At 62.3% G+C, this 3,257-nt stretch carries 3 protein-coding genes; 1 reads left to right on the top strand and 2 read right to left on the bottom strand.

Features of this window, described 5'->3' with window-relative positions; genetic code table 11:
- Positions 1–378 precede the first annotated feature (378 nt).
- Together QZT63_RS08645 and QZT63_RS08640 are read right to left on the bottom strand one after the other, a co-directional pair.
- Positions 379–1,500: a porin gene (locus QZT63_RS08645; RefSeq protein WP_290650347.1), complete on the bottom strand. Its 1,122-nt coding sequence runs from the start codon at positions 1,498–1,500 to the stop codon at positions 379–381.
- A gap of 260 nt (positions 1,501–1,760) precedes the next feature.
- Complete coding sequence (locus tag QZT63_RS08640) at positions 1,761–2,384, bottom strand: DUF2946 family protein (protein ID WP_290650345.1); 624 nt, start codon at positions 2,382–2,384, stop codon at positions 1,761–1,763.
- Positions 2,385–2,547: 163 nt separating this feature from the next.
- Here QZT63_RS08640 and QZT63_RS08635 point away from each other — a divergent pair.
- The coding region (locus QZT63_RS08635; RefSeq protein WP_290650343.1) for a DUF1043 family protein at positions 2,548–3,257 on the top strand (710 nt) is incomplete at its 3' end.

Genomic DNA, 3,257 nt, shown 5'->3' with positions numbered 1-3,257 from the left:
TACCACCGCCATGCCACCGCGTTCGTGGGGCGCCGCCACTTCGATGCCCCGGACCTGCTCGAGCGGATTTACGAACGCGAACACGACCATTGACACAGAATCGGCGCATCATCGCCATGAACACCACGGGCAGACAAGTCGCGCGCGGTTCGGCGATGGTGATCCCGCATCCAGGCGAAAGCGTCTGGATGCAATACACGAGTGACTTCAGCGACGAATGGTGCGGCGAACAACGGGCCGAAGCCTCCGGTAACGAACACGGCCAAGGCTGCGCTGGATGGCTACCGGCGCCGCGCCTGCATGGGCGGCCGTGCAACAAAGAACGGGCGCCGCAAGGCGCCCGTCAATGTAAGTGACTTGCAAAGCTCGTTCGTGTTATTAGAAGTTGTGCTGCACCGCGAGCATGCCAATGGTTTCGTCTGTATCATTGTCGTAGTCGATGTGTTCGAACTCCAAATAGGTGTTGGTGCGCTCTGTGAAGGCGTACCGAACAAACCCGTACACGTTGAAGTCGATATCAGGGATGTCGTCGGCAGACGCGGTGGCAATACCAAGTTGCCCATCCCAGCCCAGACCAAAGTCATAGAAAGCGGCTAGGGCGATGGAATCCCGATCGGAATCAGCGTCGACACCGTCAAAGTAATCTGTAACGAACGTGTAATTGGCGCCGAGTTCAAACTCCGGTGTAACGCTCCAGCGCGCACCGACGTTAAAGAGCGTGGCCTCGTCGTCGTTGATGCCCTCTTCCACATCCACGATTTCCTGGATGACCACCGCGTTGATGCTAAACATATCCATGAAGCTGTATTGACCGGCAACCTGGATGGAACTGATGCCGCTTTCGTTATCCGGTCCCTCGCCGATACCTGCGGTAATGTTCAAGGCAAACGGGTCCGAGTGGCCCCAGGCGCTGCCGTACTGGTAGCTTACGGCACTACCCTGGCGGAAGCCGAAACCAAGAGAGTCGCGCAGGACGCCGGTCGTGTAGAAGTAGGTGCCATAACCATGGACCTCAGCACGGTGCGCATTCCAGCCGCCGAACTCATACAGCGCCATCCACTGCGTGCCAATCTTCGCCATACCCCAGTCACCGCTGAGGGCGACCCAGCCAAGGCGGGTGCCCACGGCATCTGAAAAACCGCCACCGTCTTCGTCCAGGACATCGACAGAGAACTCAATATTGTATGAGGCCCGCAAGTTGTCGGTCAGATCCTCACCACCGCGCACCCCGAGTCGGGACTGGAAAGCGTTTGAGAGGAGAAAGTCCCTGTCGTCGGCGCGCCCGGGCTCGTCGGGATCCCTGAACAAATCACCTTCAGCGGTATTAAGGCCGGAAAAGATGAATTGCGGAGCCTCATCATCCGCGGAGTAGCTCTCCAGGCCGATATCGACAGCTCCGTAAAGCTCCGGCCCGTCAGCGTGGGCCGTCGTGGATAGGGCCGCCAGGGCCAGGGCGGAGACGGATCCAACAGCAGTTGCCTTCAGCGTATGGTTTGACATTTGTTATTACTCCATTGATGTGTTGTCAGGAGGCGCAACGAAGTGGGTGTCTTGTCGCGGGAAACCGGTCACCCGCAAACCGGTTAACTCTCTCTCAGTGTAGCGTGCTCACACGGGATGCAAGTGCTAGAAACAACACACCGTTGTGGAGCCGCAACATGGCCAGCAATTCGGGCCTGTTAATACAGCCAACAAGGCTTATTCTGAGGCCATCTGCGACAGTCCAGGGGTTGTTGCCCGCTCGGCGCCTGAATGTCCGTTTAGACGGCGGCCGCAGCCGGACGCCAGGCGGGCCGGTAGGACGAGACGGCGGCCCGGCTGTCCTCAGGCGGAGGCTCGGGTTGCAGGGCATAGCCAAAGCGGCGGGGGAGCTCAGCGGGGTCAAGGGTCTGGAGCCGGGGTCGGCCGGCGGGTAAGTTTAGGTAGACCTCATTGTGGTCGCCCTGCTGCAAGGCCTCCACGGCGCTGGGCAGGTCCCCTTGCGGTGTTTCCAGGTGCTCGGCGAGCGGGTCCAGATCCTGGGCGTGGAGCACCCCAGGACCGTGCTCGGTGACCAGGACAATCTCGCCATCGGCGGTGCTGCCAGCCTCGATCAGGCGGTTGACGGGGTGCTCGCAATGGGTGCGAAGGCTGCCGTCGTCCAGGAGCCGGTAAACCCAGGGCGTGACCTCCAGGTCAGCGTAGGCGCGCTGGGGACCGTTCTGGAAAAATGCACGCCCCTGCGCGTCGAGGCCGTAGTTGCGGTTGATAAACCCGCGGGTGCGCGCGTGGGTGACAAGATGACCCTGCAACAAGAAGTCCCCACGGCGATTGACGCCGATATAGCCGTAGACGGCGGGCACATTGGGCCAGCGGGCGATGGCGTTGCGGACGGACTCATCCATAGCAGGCTCCTGTCGTGGTAGTCATGCCCTGATCATGGCTAATGGATTGTCTGCTGTGAAGGTCAATTCCTGGCAGAAATGGGATGCGAGTGGGCGCGGTGGTCCAGTATAGTCGTGTGGGTCTGGCTCTAGCGGTCACTTTCATCAAAGGGGGTTACGGTTTATGACCACGGTCGTCTGGATCATTGTTGTGCTGATTTGCTTTGGTCTCGGAATCTGGCTTGGCCGTTACACGGCGCCGGGTCTGGAACGAGCCCGGGAGGTCGAGCACGAACGCGACGAAGCCCAGGCGGAGCTGCAGCGCTATCGCGAGGATGTCCGTACGCATTTCGAGAAAACGGCCAATCTCTTCAACTCCGTCACCGGCGCCTACCGGGAACTCTATGAGCACCTGGCGGATGGGTCGGGACGGCTTGGCACCGGCGAGAATGCCCCGATGCTGGAGAGTAAGCCCGAGGACCGGACATTGCAGATGCCGTTGGAAGGGGACAAGGGCCCAGAGGGGGAGACAGCGCCGGCGTCGTCAGGCGTTGGTGCCACAAAGCCAGCCGCGAAACCGGAGCGCGAGACCGCGAAGCTCGCGGCGGGTGAACCGAAGCCCCGCGAGCACTCCGCCAGTGCCGATCGTGCCGGCGCTCAGGCAGAGGCCCCGGCGAAGAGCGGACAGGCCCCGGCGAAAGGCGCGGAGACTCCGGCCAAGGGCGCGGAGGGCCCGGCCAAGGGCACGCAGCCCCCGCCCAAGGGCACGGAGCCCCCGCCCAAGGGCGCGGAGGGCCCGGCCAAGGGCACGGAGCCGCCGCCCAAGGGCGCGGAGGCCCCGACCAAGGGCGCGGAGGCCCCGACCAAGGGCGCGGAGACCCCGGCCAAGGGCAC

This window comes from Aquisalimonas sp. (assembly GCF_007120195.1).
GTDB lineage: Bacteria > Pseudomonadota > Gammaproteobacteria > Nitrococcales > Aquisalimonadaceae > Aquisalimonas.
The sequence above is the reverse complement of the archived record's forward strand: the minus strand, read 5'-3'. Positions and strand labels throughout refer to the sequence as shown.